Genomic DNA, 17198 nt, shown 5'->3' with positions numbered 1-17198 from the left:
ATTCCTTTTCAACCTGGCGGTTGAAGTATATTCGTTTAAAATATTCTATCACTGATACCGCCAACTTTCAATTAAAATACAAAATTTGGAGGATAAAAGTGAAGAATATATATGAGAACCTTCCCCAGTATGTGAGAGAGCAAGGGCTTTTTTGCTGCTGGCGATATGAAGGCAGAGACGATAAAAAAACGAAGGTGCCGTATCATCCTCTTACAGGTAGCAGAGCCAGAAGTAATGATCCTGATAGTTTTACAGACTTCGAGAAGGCTTGCAGCATTGCTTCAGATGAAACTTATGACGGAATTGGACTAGGAATCTTCGGAGATATATGTGCAATCGATATAGACCATTGCATCTCTGAGTCAGGGGAATTATCGGAACTAGCGAATTATGTTGTTGCTATAATGCAAAGCTACACAGAACTTAGTCCTAGTGGCACTGGTGTACGCATTCTTTTTCAGGTAAAGGGCTTTACATATGACAAGGGCCTTTATTACATCATGAATCAGAAGATGGGATTAGAGGTTTATGTTGCCGGAGCAACTAATAAGTATGTGACCGTAACCGGCAACCGCATGGACAAATATCCTTTTTCCTTCGGGGAACGTAGTGAGAATCTCCAGAGAGTTCTAAACAAATACATGAAAAAGGACAATTTGAAAAAACTTGCCGCAAATGGCGTAAATGCCGAGAATGGAGTAAATTGCGGAAATAATTTGGATTTGGACGACTTACTTGAAAAGGCATTTAACAGTAAAAACGGTGAGAAGATTCGAAGATTGTATGAAGGAGACTTCTCATCATACGGTTCTCACTCTGAAGCTGACATGGCGCTTTGCAGTCATCTGGCATTCTGGACAGGTAAAGATGCAGAGAAAATGGATACTTTGTTCAGACAGTCGGGATTGATGCGTGACAAGTGGGATCGTGAGCAGAGTGGCAGTAAGTATGGTGCAATCACGATAAAGAAGGCTATTAATAACTGTTCAGATGTGTTTACTGTTAATGATATAGGTGTTGATGAAGAGTTTCCACCCTTGCTTGACTTGGACCAGCAGGATGTAAGTCTACCGCAGTTTCCGGTAGACTCATTCCCAAAGATTATTGCGGATCAGATAAGGGCTGTATCAAGACATACGCAGACGGCAGAAGACATGGCTGCAAGTATAGCGTTAGGTGTGCTCTCAGTGTGTTCGCAAGGGAAATTTAGAGTAGAAGGTTCGCCAGGATATTATGAACCACTTAGCCTTTACATCATGATTATTGCGGCTCCAGGAGAGCGTAAATCGAGCGTTATGACCGAGATGACACATTGCCTGTATGAATATGAGCAAATGTACAATGAAGGCCGTAAACGCGAAATACGAGCCAATAAAAACAGGCGCAAATCATTGGAACAGCAGATTGCTTTCCTGCAGGAGAAACTTGCTGAGAGTAAGGACAAGGATACAGAGGTTAAACTAAGAACACTGGAAGATGAGCTTGACGAACTCCCTGTCTTGAAGAAAGAACGTTTTACTGCAGATGATTGCTCAAGCGAAGCTCTGATAAGTCTTCTAGCGAGCAACAACGGCAGAATGTCGGTGATTTCTACTGAGGGTGGTATCTTTGAAACTATGTCAGGTCGCTATTCAGGGAAAGCAAATCTTGATGTCTGGCTCAAAGGCCATTGTGGTGACACAATCATGGTTGACCGTAAGGGCAGAGAATCTGAAGCGATTAACAATCCACACTTGTCTGCAATCCTTTCGATTCAGCCCAGCGTGCTCGAAGAAATTATGGCTGATAAAAAGATGGTGGGAAGAGGATTGATTGCGAGATTCATGTTTTCATCACCGCCGTCACTTATAGGGAAGAGAGTCTTTGGGGGAACAGGGATTCCGGAAGAAACGGCACTTGCATATAAGGAATTAATATATAGATTAATGGCAGTTCCGGTGCCAGAGAAAGAAAAGAACATTGAGCTTTCAGAGAACGCAACGAAGCGTATGGAAGTATATTTTGCAGAGCACGAGAAGTATCTGGCAGGAGAAGGACAAGCTATTGCAGAATGGGCCAGTAAATACATTGGAGCAGTTCTTCGCATAGCAGGACTACTCCATGTGGCATCTGAATTTGAATCAAATGTTATTACCGAAGATACGATTGAAAAGGCAATATCTATCGGCAAGTACTTCTTAGCACACTCCAATTATGCTTATGCCCTTATGGGTAACGATACGACTACGAAGCTCGCGAAGTTTGTTCTTGAAAAGATTAAGAAAGAAAGACGAGAAAGCTACAAGGAATGGGAGCTTGGGAAGCTTTGTCGATGTAAGGATGTTAAGACTTATGAGGATATGATTCCTTCAATCGAAATGCTTGAAGCTTGTGGTGTTCTCAGAAGGGAGAAACCTGAGGAGCGATCTGGTAGTGGCCGCAAGCCAGCTGCCAGAATCGTAATCAATCCGAAGGTGCTGGAAGATGCCGTAAGTGGAGAGTGATTACTCCATTCTCGGCATTTACGGCATTTACTCCATTTACGGCAACGTTTGCGAAAACCGAAGGCTTTTGTAAACATTGCCGAAATGTTTTAGCCTTCCGCAGGAATCCCTCGGAAGAGCCCACGTCACTTTGCAGCCGGAGGCTGAAAGTGTCATAGTGGGTTATTATACTTTCTTCTTAAAGTAATTTGCGTATTAAGGAGGTTCGTATATGGCAAGAAATGATGGTGTTGATCGCTTGTCAGCGAGAAATGAGAATCATATAAAAACAGAATTCGGGCAAATTCAAAGTCACAATGAACGTGAGAAAGACTCTTATTCTAATCCTGACATTGTACCTGAAAGAACTTGTTTGAATGTTCATTATAAAAAGGCAGATGATGATTACGAAAAATTATTTAAGCATTTGGAAGAAGAAAAAGTCATATCTATAAGAGGTTTGAAAGAAGATGCTAAGATCTTTGGAGAGCTAGTCTTTGATGTGAATTCGGCTTACTTTTATAACAATGGGGGCTATGAGTACGCTAAGAAATTTTATGAAGAATCCTATAAAGCAGCCATAGAGATAGTAGGAGGGGAGCAGTACATACTATCAGCAGTCATGCATGCAGACGAAAGGAATAGAGCAATGTCAAACGCACTGGGAGAGGATGTTTATCACTACCATATGCATGTGGTGTACGTCCCGGTAGTAAAGAAAGATATTCTCTGGAGTAAAAGGTGTAAGGACAAGTCTCTTATCGGGACTGTAAAAGAAAGCATAATGCAGGTCAGCTGCAGTAAGAAGTGGAACTCGGAGCCAGCACTTGATGAAGCAGGGAAGCCTATCATAAGGAGCGATGGAAAACCAGTCTTAAGAAAATCATATAGTGTGCTTCAGGATGACTACTTTGCTCACATGAGAGCTGCAGGCTATGACAATGTTGAACGTGGCGAAAAGGGCAGTTCAGAAGAACACCTTACCGTTACACAGTTCAAGGTGATGAAGGAAGAAGAGCGATTAAAGGCCATTATCGAGAAGGAGAATGAGGTTAAGAAGTCCGTTAAGAATGCTGAAGCCACACTGTACGAAACAGAGGTTGCTTTGGATCAGGCAGAAAAGAAACTGTCTGAGAAGACACACACGATAGAAGATGTTGAGGCTTTTGCGAGACAATATTATGCTCCACCTGAAGAAATACTACCTGAACCAAGTACATTCGAGACGGCCAAGAATTATAGAGACAAGAAGGTTATTCCTCTATTAACGAAGATTCTTGAAGATATATATTCTTTCAAACGAGCATATGTTGAGCTTTTAAGAGAAACTATTAAGTTTAAGGAAAAGTACGAGCGTTTACTTGAAAGAAACAATTTCCTGATCCGAGAAAACGAGAAATTAAAAGAAAAAGCAAATACTTTCGACTACGTACTAAAAGGCATCGGAGTAGAGAAGGTCAGAGACATCGTAGAACGAGTCAAAGCAACAGAGAAAGAAAAAGAACGTGAGAGAGCATGGAAGAGGAATCATATGAGCAGGTAGATATGAATGCCCATTTAACATCTTAAAGGAGCAAGGAATATTACAACCTTGCTCCTTTAAGATGTTATGTGCTATTCAGTTTGATAAATCTCAATTTGAAAACCACAATTTTATAAGTGGTTATTAACCCTCACAGGGTTTTAATAAAATCCTCCAAAAGCCTTGAAAATAAAGGATTTATCGCAAAATGCTCACCTTAACTTTTTATACGATTTCACACTGTTTTTTTCTTCCTTTGGAAGCTGATAAGGGCAAACACAAGGGCAAGAAAATCTGATAACAAGATATAACAGAATGTGGCAATCGGAGAACTGTGATGTATGTGCGAATATATTATACTGGAGGATTTATTATATGGACAAGTACATTTTTGATGAAAGCAACGGTTTATGGTACGAATTGCAGGGAGATTATTATATCCCTTGTCTGATACTTTCCGAAGAAGAAATACAGCCTATCGGCTTATGGGGCAGCGCCACAAGCAGTATTTGAAGGAGCATAAACAATTCCTTTATACCACAATGCTGATTGAGGGAACACTAAACTCTTACCTTGCCGACATTGACAGGCAGGCACAAGAGTATTTACTCTTGCTGATAAAGCAGATTGCAGAGCAGGAAAACGTGACCGAACAACTGAAAGCCGACAATGCTATGTTGTGGGTGCAAAAAATGAATGAAATACAGTCCAGAGTCAGGGAAATCATTTACAGCGAGCTTATTTACACATAGTAAGGATTGGGCAGTAAGCCAGTGTTTGGTTTACCGCCCTTGTCTATTCATAAGCAAAATAGAGCAATACTGTCAATGGCAGTGCTCGCACTGTTCATCAAGACCATTGACGGTATTACGTATTTTGCTATAGATAAAATATATTCATCATATGAAATCATCGGGGCGAAGATACTCTATTGGCATATCTTCGCCCTTAGTCTATTGTATAATAGCAATGTACATTTTAGGGGGTGTTTTCCCAGTGTTTGCAAGGTATTTAACGCTCATTTTACAGTAATAACTGTTTATCTATCCTACATTATCTGTCAACAAATGTACGTTACAGAACCATAAATTGCTCTGTTAACACAAATCATTTCCAAAGTCAAACATTTTTTGCAGAAAAATCACACAGATACTTTTATTTTTGATGATAGGTGGTATAATATCTGTGCCAAACAAATTGAATAATCAGAAAAAGGTGTAGTTTATCTATAGGGATATTATACCCTTTTTTCGGCATCCTAATTTACGAATTTGGTAAAAGCGCAAATTCCACAAATTAGGGTGCGAAGCTATTTCCATTCTGGTTACGATTTGTTTGGCGACAATCGTGGGTTTGTGTTTTTCGGAGCGTCGACTACGGTTGGCGCTCTTTTTAGTTTTTGAAGAGATAAGTAGAACAAAAAACAAATAAAGGGAGCAATTCTATGGTATCAGCAATTATTGAAGTAAAATCAAACACAGGAAATGAAAAAGTGAAAATGAAAGTATTTAGCGATAAACCACTTTCTGAAACCCAGATTGCATATCTACAGTCGTTAAAACGTGACGAAGCAATGAATATTGGACCACTGCACGGTTGGAAAATTATAGATATAAGTTCGTGGGAATAAATGAAAGGTAGGTAAATTGATATGGCACTAATAAAATGTACTGAATGCGGAAAAGAAATAACAGATAAAGCAGTAGCTTGTCCTCACTGTGGTTGTCCTGTTTCTAAGCAAAACGAAAATAAAACAATCAGAAACGAAATTGCTGACGAGACTATATTTACTAACGGCGAAGATATTTCATCAGATCATGGTGTTACACCTGAACACAATACCACAGGAGAAATGGAGCATATAAATTCAGTAGTTTCTTTGCAACCAAATGCCAAAAAGAAAAAACTTAAAGGTTGGCACAAGGTTTTGATTGGCGTTGCTTCTATTGTTTGCATTGTAGTTATTTTGTTCATGGTTTTTATTCTAATCCCTGCAATTAAAGCTGTAAATGCCTATAATGAAATTTCGCCATACTTATATTATGTAGGTAATTCTCATCCTGATGCAGATGAAGCAATCACTTTAACCGAACAAGAATATAATAATATCGACAATGTTGAGTTGTTGGGAATGAAAGGCGAAGTTACTTTTCAGTTGCGAGACGGTTACATCTCATCGTGTACGTGGACTTCCTTTGACTTCTGTTCTGAAGAAAAGTATAGAGCATTTGCTGATGACTTGTATGTTCTATTTGACTCAGAACCAAAAGTTGAAGATTATAGTTATGGTAACGGAAATACATATCGTTATTATTGGACTGATTCCTATTATGATTTGGATGTCACTATGGCACACGGTTTTTTTGCTTATGACCCAGACGGAAAAATCGAGATTAAGTGGGAAGTTCCTGAAAATTTTATAGAAGAAACCAAAGAAACTGACGAAGAATATACAGAAGCAGATGATTACATTGAAACAAATGATGCTGATGCGGAAATTGGAGTAATAGAAAATATCTATAGTGCTGCTGATATTCCGAACGAACTAATGAATGATGAGTTTAAAAATGTTATTGATTTGTTCTCAAAAGGTTTTTTGCAATCGGGATTAGATATTACTAATGCGACAACATATGATGATGGTGAAACCTATATTTTCTATTTAGATAACCTTGAATTTCTTGGGGATGAATGTGAAGAAGGTAGCAATTTTAGTCCTCGAATTATTTATGACCAAGATGCAATCAACAACGACGGAACTCCTTACAAAATGTTTTTTGCATTTGCAAACCCATTAAAAAGTAATGGCTACGATGAAACTGTTGAAATGGTTGAAGATATAGCAGAAGCACTTGATATATCCGATGTTGGTCTTATAGATAATGATTATTCAAGTTCAAGCAGCTGGGCAACTGGTGAATACGCTACTTTTACTTTCACGAATTTGAACCTAACGCTTAGGGTAAGTAACACAGATGGTTCAGTGGAAATAGAGATAGCTCCTATTGATTAGTTGTGAAAATCTCTATGTTTCACTACGAGGAGGGAAAATATGGCATTGATTAAATGTCCTGAATGTGGAAAAGAAATAAGTGATAAAGCAAAGAATTGTATTCAATGCGGATATCCGCTCAATATGCCGAAAAAATCGATTCCTTGCGAAGAAAGTTATGAATTGCACAATGAAGAGCAAAATGAGCAATCGCAAAAAGCTACGATATTACAATCAATTCACTTTCCGAAAAACAAAAAACTGATAGTAGTTCTTGTTGCTTTATTTGTATTGGTCATCGGCATTATTACAATTACATCAAATAGTTTTTCGTCAGAAGAAGAATATGGATTAAAACTGGTAGATAAGTATCAAGATATGCTTAAAAACCCTGATTCGCTTGTGTTAAGAAGTGATGTTGCTGTTATTTCCTATTCTCGTGACGGGAAAACATATAAATATGTTTTCTTTGACGCAAGTGGCGAAAACAGTTATGGCGCATCAGTTACATCAACGGCTTGTTTTGTTAATGGGCAATATTTATGCGACAGTGATGAAATTCCATCTGCATCTGAGTATATGAGTATGAGCGATGACGAAGCAAAAGAATATTTAGGTCTCGAACTTGCTCTTGCACACTGGAAACTATATGGAGAAAATGCTGCTGAAAAAGAAGAGGATGTAGTAGTTTCATACTCCATTGATGCTGTAAAAATCGCTAAAAAACTGAAAATCAAAGCTGATACTGATTAAAATGAGAGACGGGGGTGCGGACAAAAATCTGGACTTCCATAGGGCTCCGCATGTTTTTGAGCATTTTCTAACAACTTTTTGATAGGAGAAACGAAATAAAATACATCATGGTTATACAAACACCGGTCACTCCCAGCTGGACTTCTGCAAAGGGATTATTCTCTCTTGATTTACTGGTTTGTAGGTGTTAGAATGTGGTTGCAAAAGAAACATATAGCAATATCATATTTACAGGATAATCTGTGTAATATGAGTGATAGCATTTTGATAGCAAAATTTCAAATAGGCTATATTTTATAGCTAAAATCATAGTTTGAAACGCATCAAAAACCTGTCAAATCAGCAAAAATCCAACCTGAATTTTCGAAATTCACCGAGTGGGAATAGAATCGGAAATCGGTAGAACCTTTGAAAACACTGAGTTTTTGAAGAAATTGATAGCAGATATATAAATGAGACGAAAAGGTCTATCTGAATGAATCATTTCAGGTAGACCTTTTTTTCGTGTTTTTTAAAAAATATTCAAAAACAATGAAAATAGGTTGCTCGAAAGAAACAGATTCGTACTATCCAGTATAAATCAAATCAAACAAGGCATTTTTGCCTGGAAAAAAGAAAGGGGCCGTTTATTATATCAAACAGAATTTTTATGACAGTAGAAGAAATAGCTGAGGAATTTGGAGTATATGTATCTTACGCATATGGCAGAGAATGAACAGAGAGTTGAAGGCACGGATATCACACAATTCAGGGGAGAATTGACCGTAAGTTCTACAAGCCAGCATGTGAAGAGGGGATGTCAGGATGCTAGCGTTTAAGAATGCAAGCAACGGAACCTGGTATGTGCAGTTGCTATGAGCGAGTTTGAGAGGAGGCAGGAAAGCGATAAGAGTTGGTAGATTGTGGTGATTATATTAAAATAACTTTGAGAAGTTGTTACAATGTATGTAATAATTTCCGCCGAAGAGGTAAATTAGAATTGTGGGAGAGTTATTATGACAACAAAATTATTCATTCAAGCACTAACTAAATTTTCGTTGGGGGTTGTTTTAGTTGGTTTATTGATATTCTTACCTGCGGGTACTTTATTATTTACAAATGGTTGGTTATTTATGGGGATTTTATTTGTGCCAATGTTCCTTGCAGGAATTGTGATGATGTTCAAAAACCCAGAACTGTTAAAAAAGCGACTCAATGCAAAAGAAAAGCAAGAAGAACAAAGTCTTGTGGTAAAACTTAGCGGCCTTATGTTTTTGACAGGTTTTATAGTTGCGGGATTAGGTTTTCGTTTTGATTGGTACACCTTACCAAAGAGTGTTGTAATTTGTGCTGCGGTGGTATTTCTTGTAGCATATATTCTTTATGCAGAGGTACTCAGGGAGAATACATACCTTAGTCGTACTATTGAGGTACAGGAAAATCAGAAAGTTATCGATACGGGGCTATACGGTATTGTCAGACATCCAATGTATAGTGTGACATTACTTTTGTTTTTGTCGATGCCGATTGTGTTAGGTTCAATATATTCGTTTTTTATTTTTCTTGTATATCCCTTTATAATTGCCAAAAGGATTAAAAATGAAGAAAAACTTCTTGAAAAAGAACTCGATGGTTATCGTGAGTATAAGCAAAAAGTCAAATATCGCTTGATACCGTTTATTTGGTAATAGTAAAGCAAATTCCAATTTGTGAAGGATCAATTACTGGATATATAACACTAGGAGGATATCTATGAAAATTACTGAAGGTTATATGCCTTATTTAGAATTTAAAACGTATTACCGCATCGTTGGAGAAAATACGGGAAACAAAAAACCGCTCATTTTACTTCATGGCGGACCAGGCTCGACTCACAACTATTTTGAAGTACTCGATCGATTTGCTGAGGAAGATGGACGCCAATTAATTATGTACGATCAAATCGGTTGTGGCGAATCTTATGTAGAGAACCGCCCTGACCTCTGGAACGCAGAAGTTTGGACAGAAGAACTCATTGCACTTCGCAAGCACCTTGGATTAGAAGAATGCCATCTTCTGGGTCAATCATGGGGAGGCATGCTTCTTTTGAATTATGTTTGCAATTATAAACCAAACGGAATCAAAAGTATTATCCTTTCTAGTACTCTTCCAGCTTCTTGGATGTGGGGAGAAGAACAGCAACGTATGATTAAATTCATGCCAAAAGATATGCAAGAAGCCATTGCCATTGCAACAAGCACTGGTAACTACGATGCCCCGGCCTATTTGGCGGCAGAAGAAGAATACATGATTCGCCACGCCGGAGGACCTGTCGCAGAAGATTCACCTGAATGTATGAAGCGTCCTAGAAAAATAGGAAAAGAAGCATATATAGTCGGTTGGGGACCAAATGAATTTACTCCACTCGGCACATTAAAAAATTATGATGTAACAGCGCAACTAAAAGACATTGAAGAGCCGGCACTTGTAATTAACGGAGGTAGCGATCTTTGCACTCCTTACATCGCAAAATATATGTATGACCATATTCCGAACTCTCGTTGGGAACTCTTCCGCGACTGCAGACATTCATGTTTCGTAGAAGACACAGAAAAATACATCACCCTCTTAAAGGATTGGCTCAATGCAAACGAATAAAGGTTATAAGTGAGATAGATTCCAATTTTCATATGTTAAAAGTGTGACTTTCTTTTTTACCTGAAATTTGGGTGGGAAAGGGGTCTTTTTTTTGTGTCTAAAGTAATTCTAAAGGAAGAAGTAAAATGAACCAACTTTGGTAAAAAGTGGTTGATAACTATATTGTGGTGCGATACACTATATGTATCGAACCACGATATAGTAGAAGTGAAATAGAGTTGTGATTGGAGGAAGCATGGAAGAGCGGATTAAAAGAATTTATGTACCTATGACAGAAACAGGGTTCTATATCCTATTTTGCGTGAAGGAAGAAATGCATGGTTACAACATTGCTAAAAAGGTGAAGGAAATGACTGGCGGCGAAATAACAATCAGTCCGGGAACTATGTATGGGAGCTTGTCAAAAATGGAGAAAGACGGGTTAATTAGGTTCGTTCGTGAAGAAAATAAAAGGAAGTTCTATATCATCACTGAACTAGGAAAGCAAATACTTGAAATGGAAATAAAGCGTATTGAGAGACTATATCAAAATAGTAGAGGAGGGTTATAGAATGGAAAATGGTTTGAAAAGGGAATTTCACTGGTTTATGTTAACAGATTATGAGAAAGAAGAGACATTTTTGCGAGAGAAACATAATAAAGGGTATAAATTGGTGAAAGTTACACTGCCAGGATTTTATTATTTTGAAAAATGTGAGCCGGAAGATGTAGTCTACAAATTGGATTTCAATCCGCAGACATCAGAAGACAAGCAAAGTTATTTGCAGATGTATGCAGATTATGGCTGGGAATATATGCAGGATATAAATGAATACAGCTATTTTAGAAAATCAGCAGATACTACAGATGAAGGCGATACAAATATATTCAGTGATGATCAATCAAAACTGGAAATGCTAAAGCGGATTTTTATGAAAAAATTAGTACCTCTTCTGGCTGTTTTTCTGTTATTTGTTGTTTGTTCGGCGGTGAGTATTACTTTAGGTGGGATTGACAGTTCATGGAATAGGGGATTAATTGTATTTTGGTCTATTTTGTTTTTCGTATATATACCAATCTTTGTATATTGCGGAAGTGGATTTTATAAACTGAGAAAGAATTACTCACATAGGGTAGAGTAGTCTTGTGTAAAGGTGGAAGACACTTTATCTTTCCTATTTTGTATAAGCCCTTGCTTTGATTGATGAACGTTTGGGTGAAAAATCCTAAATAAGAGGATAGCCGATTGGTTAGCCTCTTATTATTTGTACGGTTTGATATTTTGTTCTCTGAAATCTTCTATTTTTCTTGGTACATTTGTGACACCGCTGGAGTTTTTGTAAAAATCCTCCCAATCTTTACCCTCTAAACGATAATATCGTTCCATTGTATCTATATACAGAAATAAAGCTTGTTCAATGATAATATCAGGGATTTCATATTCTACAGGCAGTTTGGTATCTAATCTTTTACATAATAAATTCTGTAAATTCTTTGCGTACTCTAATTGTTCTTTATCTATTTTCACATGTATAAAATTTGGGGTATCCATACTTATTTCCTCAGTTCATCAAAAATCTTTGTTGAATATGTAAGTGTAATCAAATTGCGTCCGCTTCTTAATTCATATTAAGTAAAGTATAAAACGGGTATTTCTGCACAAACATCATAGAGTTGTTAGGCAATGGCTGGCGAACGAACTAATCTGAATTTTCAAATACTATTATGATTATACTTTAATATTTGCTGAATTCAATATCAGTAATTCGGATTCCTGGTTGTAATATATACCAACCGTGAAGCTATGAGTTCGTAATATCTATTTTTAACATAATTTATAAAAGGTGTTATTTGTATTTGACTGTGAATGGAAGTGAGTATAAATCCTCTAAGGTATCGGACTATTTTTGGGCCTCTCTATACAATCAAGCATCAGGAGTATATGCGAACAAATCCTTCTTAAACTCTAGATAATGTTCGCTTTTTTATTTGACCAAGTACCAATCTCTTGATAAAATACAAAAGACCTAATATTTTAATAAATATATAAATTCGTATAATCATGGGGATATGGCCCATAAGTTTCTACCGAGCTACCGTTAATAGCTTGACTACGGATATGAATGATACTGCCTATTTATAGGTTATTCTTTGTATTTGAGTCAGCCTCGAACGGATTTGTTCGAGGCTTTTTGGTTATCCGGAACTTATACGAAAGCGTATGAACAGAAGGAGAGGAAGTAGGTTGAAAAAGTATTTTCAGTTTGACGAACTTGGCACCAATTACAAACGAGAGATTATTGGTGGGATTACAACATTTCTGGCAATGGCGTATATTTTAGTCGTTAATCCATTGCAATTATCTTTGGCGGATGTACCAGATCTTCCGGAATCGCTGAGAATGGATCATGGTGCGGTATTCGTTGCTACGGCACTTGCTGCTGCAGTTGGTTCAATTTTCATGGGGCTAATTGCGAAGTATCCGATAGCGCTTGCTCCGGGTATGGGACTGAATGCTTTCTTCGCTTATACAGTTATTCTAACGTTTGGTATTCCTTGGCAAACGGCTTTAGCAGGCGTTTTAGCTTCCGGTTTTATTTTTGCTATATTAACGTTGACTGGATTAAGAGAGACCATTATTAATGCGATTCCTGCAGAATTAAAATATGCTGTTGGCGCAGGTATTGGGTTGTTTATTACCTTTGTTGGTATGAAAAATGCAGGAATTATCGTCAATAATGATGCAACTCTTATTGGAATTGGTGATTTCACGGATGGAAATACATTATTGGCAATCGTGGGCTTATTAATCACAGTTATCTTTTTAGTTAAAGGCGTTAAAGGCGGCATTTTCTATGGAATGATCATTACTGCTATCATTGGGATGCTAGCAAACCTTATTGAGATTCCTGACAGTATATTCGGTGCGATTCCAAGTGTGGCTCCTACTTTTGGTGTTGCGATTGAACCGTATTTCAATCCAATTCAATCAGATTTATTTACTATTCAATTTCTAGTTGTTGTACTGACATTCTTATTTATCGATTTTTTCGATACAGCCGGTACACTAATGGCGGTTGCCAACCAGGCAGGATTAACCAAAGATAATAAATTACCAAGAGCAGGCAAGGCTTTATTTGCAGACTCCTTGGCAACGATGACAGGTGCATTGTTCGGAACATCTACAACGACATCATACATTGAATCAACAGCAGGTGTGGCAGCAGGGGCTAGAACTGGATTCGCAGCAGTTGTAACTGGACTGTTGTTCCTATTATCACTATTCTTATATCCGCTTTTATCTGTTATTACTTCACCGGTTACAGCACCGGCCTTGATTATTGTCGGGGTGTTAATGTGCTCCTCGCTCGGTGATATCAATTGGTCAAAATTAGAAATTGCAGTGCCTGCATTTCTTACAATCATCATGATGCCATTATCCGGCAGCATTGCGGCTGGGATTGCTTGTGGATTTATCTTCTATCCAATTACGATGATTGTGGCTGGACGTATTAAAGAGATCCACCCAATCATGTATGGAATGTTTGTTATATTTGTTTGTTACTTTATTTTCCTTTCATAAATATGTTCTCCAAAGGCTGCCGGCAAAGTTCGGCAGCTATTTTTTACGGATAGGAAACATGTTTGCAACCCCATATTTGGATAAGGCCTCCATAATATTCATGTTTTCTTGGTATTTGAGTACCTTTTGGGCATATTAACAAGTAATTATTCAGATTGGTTATGGATAGCAGAAAATAATCAGTCGCTTTTATTTTGTTAATAAGTCTAAGGAGGACGTACTATGTTTAAGAAAGTATTCGGTGTCCTGCAGAAGATCGGGAAAGCTCTAATGCTTCCCGTTGCTATATTACCTGCTGCTGGTATTCTTTTAGCTCTTGGAAATGCCATTCATAATCCGAATCTGTTGGACCTAATGCCATTTTTAGATGCTGGGTGGATTCAAAAGGTTGCAACTGTGATGGAGGATTCGGGGCAAATTGTCTTTAGCAATCTTTCATTATTATTTGCGGTAGGTGTGGCAGTCGGACTTGCTGGAGGGGAAGGGGTCGCCGGCCTGGCTGCTATCATTGGTTATCTAATTATGAATGTGACCATGGGGGTTGTTTTGAATGTGACGGCTGACATGGCTGCCAATGATCCATCCTATGCTAATGTTTTAGGCATTAACACTTTGCAAACCGGAGTATTTGGAGGGATTATTGTCGGACTGTTGGCCGCCTATATGTATAACCGATTCTTCCGGATTGAGTTACCCTCCTATTTAGGCTTTTTCGCGGGTAAGCGATTTGTTCCTATTATTACAGCTGCTTCCGCATTGATTCTAGGTTTATTAATGACACTGATATGGCCGCCGATTCAACACGGATTAAATACATTATCTCAAAATATGATAGATACAAACTTAACATTAGCGGCATTTATTTTTGGGGTGATTGAACGATCGCTTATTCCATTTGGTCTTCATCACATATTCTATTCACCATTTTGGTATGAATTTGGACAGTACACAAATAAAGCTGGAGAAATTGTCCGTGGTGATCAGGCAATCTTTTTTGCGCAGATTAAAGATGGAGTTAAATTGACAGCAGGTACTTTTATGACAGGGAAATATCCGTTTATGATGTTTGGATTACCTGCAGCTGCTTTGGCTATTTATCATGAAGCGAAGCCTGAGAAAAAAACATTGGTAGCCGGGATCATGGGATCAGCAGCCCTAACTTCCTTCTTAACAGGTATAACAGAACCAATGGAATTTTCGTTTTTGTTCGTTGCGCCTGTTCTTTTTGGAATCCATGCTATTTTTGCAGGTCTCTCCTTTATGACTATGCAACTGTTAAACGTCAAAATAGGGATGACCTTTTCCGGTGGAGTTATAGATTTTATATTATTTGGGATTGTACCAAATCGAACAGCCTGGTGGCTTGTTATTCCAGTCGGCTTGGTAATCGCAGTCATTTATTATTTCGGTTTCAGATTTGCAATCCGTACTTGGAATCTTCGAACGCCAGGAAGGGAAGATGAAGATGATGAAAGTGTTCAGGGTAAGGGTGGTTCAGTCGATGAGCTTCCGTATGATATTCTTGAGGCAATGGGGAAAAAGGAAAATATAGCACATTTAGATGCTTGTATTACTCGCTTGCGCGTTGAGGTTAACGATATTGCGAAAGTCGATAAAGATAAACTGAAAGCACTCGGAGCTGCTGGTGTGCTAGAGGTGGGAAACAATATTCAGGCAATCTTTGGACCGCGTTCCGAAACGATTAAATCTCAGATGAAGGATATAATGGCAGGGAATAAGCCGCGTCCTACCAAAGCAGCATCGGATAATGTTGAAGCTGAGATACAACAACAAATAGAAGAGGTAAATCCAGATGCGTTAAAGACTGATTTCTCAAAGGGAGAATTCGCTGCACCACTTGAGGGTCAGCTAGTTCCGATTTCGGAGGTTCCTGACCAAGTGTTCGCTGAGAAAATGATGGGTGATGGATTTGCTATTATCCCAAGCGAAGGGATCGTTGCTTCTCCGGTTGATGGAGAGATCATAAGTATTTTCCCGACAAAACATGCTCTCGCTATAAAATCTGACAGTGGTCATGAACTATTAATTCATGTAGGCATAGATACGGTAAAGTTGAATGGTAAAGGATTTGAAAAAAAGGTTAAAGAAGGCGACAAGATTACGAAGGGCCAGATATTAATGGAATTTGATTTAAATTTCATTAAGTCAAATGCGACATCCATTATTACACCGATTGTTTTTACAAATCTGCAGGCAGGAGAGGAAATCAAGTTGGTTAAACGGGGCAAAGTAAAATTAGGGGAAGAACACATAGTTGATTTAATGTAAATATAAGCTCGCAACTCTATCTATATTGGAAAGGGTTGTGAGCTTTTTATTATTATATATGAAAGAAAAGAATGTTTAATATGAGATGATCTTTTGAGAACTCATTACATTATCTCGCGGTATCTTGGAGTTGGTAATGAAATTTAGCAAGCTCTAATGCACGTTAGGAGACCGTTCAGTTTCAAATGAATATATTGTGTTCGGTTATTGATGAAAAAATCAGCTGCAAATTGGAGAATTAGTTCATAGGAATTAAGAAATAGTATCACTAAACGACGATATGGGTGACTTGTTTCATTATTGCGTACCAGATCAAGCTTTCTCTGAGAAGAATAACGGGAGACTATTTTTGTAATAGCTTCTATAGAAGAAGTAATTACTTCGCTGTTGAATGGCAAATAATTAATGTATTCCCGATTGTAATCTGTTAGACATCTCACTTTACTGAGGGAAAAATTAGGTTGAAGCATAGCGGTCAAGGTTTAGAAGTTATTATATAGAAGGAAAAGCGTACATGAAGGAATCCTTTTTAAATATAATTGAGAACTGATGGTATTCGACAATAGTATTGATAATCGCTGAAAATGCATGACAAAAATCGTCTTGTTATTAATCCAGCACAATGAAATTGATTGTCTGAGTATTTTTATTTTAATTTAATGGTTGACGTATGCTTTAAAAGCGTGCTACTATAAGTAAGCACCAGACAGGAACGAAACAATATTAAAAAAATGTTGACTTTCGAAAATGTCGGTGTTATGATAAGAAAGTTGCTTTTGCAACACGAATTAAATGAAAGATTGTTAGTTAAATACATTAAAAGAAATGCTTGACAATAACAAGTTATCTCGATATAATGTAAGAGTCGCTAACACGACAGATTGTTCTTTGAAAACTAAACAAAACGAAACGCCAAGCAAGTCTAAAAAAGAGATTTTTAAAATCTCGTCAATTTGCTTTAAAATTTAGCTAGATCAAACATCTTTCGGAGAGTTTGATCCT

Annotated in this window: 15 protein-coding genes and 1 riboswitch; of the genes, 14 read left to right on the top strand and 1 reads right to left on the bottom strand. The window is 37.7% G+C overall.

Going from position 1 to position 17198, the window contains the following annotated elements; all coding sequences use genetic code 11:
• Nucleotides 1–98 precede the first annotated feature (98 nt).
• From AC4D4B_RS15300 to AC4D4B_RS15245, 12 genes are all read left to right on the top strand, one after another.
• Entirely contained in the window at nt 99–2483 is a 2385-nt protein-coding gene (locus tag AC4D4B_RS15300) for a phage NrS-1 polymerase family protein (RefSeq protein WP_491000443.1), read from the top strand.
• Between the two features lie 211 nt (nt 2484–2694).
• On the top strand, nt 2695–4005 hold the full coding sequence (locus tag AC4D4B_RS15295; protein ID WP_491000442.1) for a plasmid recombination protein: 1311 nt from the start codon (nt 2695–2697) through the stop codon (nt 4003–4005).
• A gap of 354 nt (nt 4006–4359) precedes the next feature.
• On the top strand, nt 4360–4497 hold the full coding sequence (locus tag AC4D4B_RS15290) for a hypothetical protein (RefSeq protein WP_491000441.1): 138 nt from the start codon (nt 4360–4362) through the stop codon (nt 4495–4497).
• Entirely contained in the window at nt 4470–4736 is a 267-nt protein-coding gene (locus AC4D4B_RS15285) for a TnpV protein (protein WP_491000440.1), read from the top strand. The genes AC4D4B_RS15290 and AC4D4B_RS15285 overlap by 28 nt, the downstream gene beginning before the upstream one ends.
• 692 nt (nt 4737–5428) lie before the next feature.
• A complete protein-coding gene (locus AC4D4B_RS15280) occupies nt 5429–5614 on the top strand; it encodes a hypothetical protein (protein WP_491000439.1) in 186 nt (61 codons plus the stop codon).
• Nucleotides 5615–5635: 21 nt separating this feature from the next.
• Entirely contained in the window at nt 5636–6997 is a 1362-nt protein-coding gene (locus AC4D4B_RS15275) for a hypothetical protein (RefSeq protein WP_491000438.1), read from the top strand.
• Nucleotides 6998–7036: 39 nt separating this feature from the next.
• Entirely contained in the window at nt 7037–7729 is a 693-nt protein-coding gene (locus AC4D4B_RS15270) for a zinc ribbon domain-containing protein (protein ID WP_491000437.1), read from the top strand.
• 686 nt (nt 7730–8415) lie between these two features.
• Entirely contained in the window at nt 8416–8547 is a 132-nt protein-coding gene (locus AC4D4B_RS15265) for a hypothetical protein (protein ID WP_491000436.1), read from the top strand.
• A gap of 177 nt (nt 8548–8724) precedes the next feature.
• Entirely contained in the window at nt 8725–9396 is a 672-nt protein-coding gene (locus tag AC4D4B_RS15260; protein WP_490996799.1) for a methyltransferase family protein, read from the top strand.
• A gap of 64 nt (nt 9397–9460) precedes the next feature.
• Nucleotides 9461–10345, top strand: coding sequence for a proline iminopeptidase (pepI, locus tag AC4D4B_RS15255; protein WP_491000435.1), 885 nt, complete (start codon nt 9461–9463; stop codon nt 10343–10345).
• Between the two features lie 235 nt (nt 10346–10580).
• Nucleotides 10581–10895 (top strand): PadR family transcriptional regulator, encoded by a 315-nt coding sequence (locus AC4D4B_RS15250; RefSeq protein ID WP_491000434.1) that lies wholly within the window; start codon nt 10581–10583, stop codon nt 10893–10895.
• 1 nt (nt 10896) lies between these two features.
• The gene (locus AC4D4B_RS15245) at nt 10897–11466 is read left to right on the top strand and encodes a DUF2812 domain-containing protein (RefSeq protein WP_491000433.1); all 570 of its coding nucleotides are present in this window, start codon (nt 10897–10899) and stop codon (nt 11464–11466) included.
• A 119-nt stretch (nt 11467–11585) separates the two neighbouring features.
• Here the strand turns inward: AC4D4B_RS15245 and AC4D4B_RS15240 are convergent, their stop codons facing one another.
• Nucleotides 11586–11876 (bottom strand): hypothetical protein, encoded by a 291-nt coding sequence (locus tag AC4D4B_RS15240; protein WP_490996797.1) that lies wholly within the window; start codon nt 11874–11876, stop codon nt 11586–11588.
• 480 nt (nt 11877–12356) lie between these two features.
• Nucleotides 12357–12458: riboswitch (purine riboswitch) on the top strand.
• Nucleotides 12459–12569: 111 nt separating this feature from the next.
• On the opposite strand from AC4D4B_RS15240, the gene AC4D4B_RS15235 reads away from it, so the two are divergent.
• Complete coding sequence (locus tag AC4D4B_RS15235) at nt 12570–13907, top strand: NCS2 family permease (protein WP_490996796.1); 1338 nt, start codon at nt 12570–12572, stop codon at nt 13905–13907.
• A gap of 222 nt (nt 13908–14129) precedes the next feature.
• On the top strand, nt 14130–16196 hold the full coding sequence (gene ptsG / locus AC4D4B_RS15230; protein ID WP_491000432.1) for a glucose-specific PTS transporter subunit IIBC: 2067 nt from the start codon (nt 14130–14132) through the stop codon (nt 16194–16196).
• The last annotated feature ends 1002 nt before the right edge of the window (nt 16197–17198 follow it).

Source organism: Pradoshia sp. Z6_59, from assembly GCF_058267515.1.
This window is presented reverse-complemented; position numbering and strand designations above follow the sequence as displayed.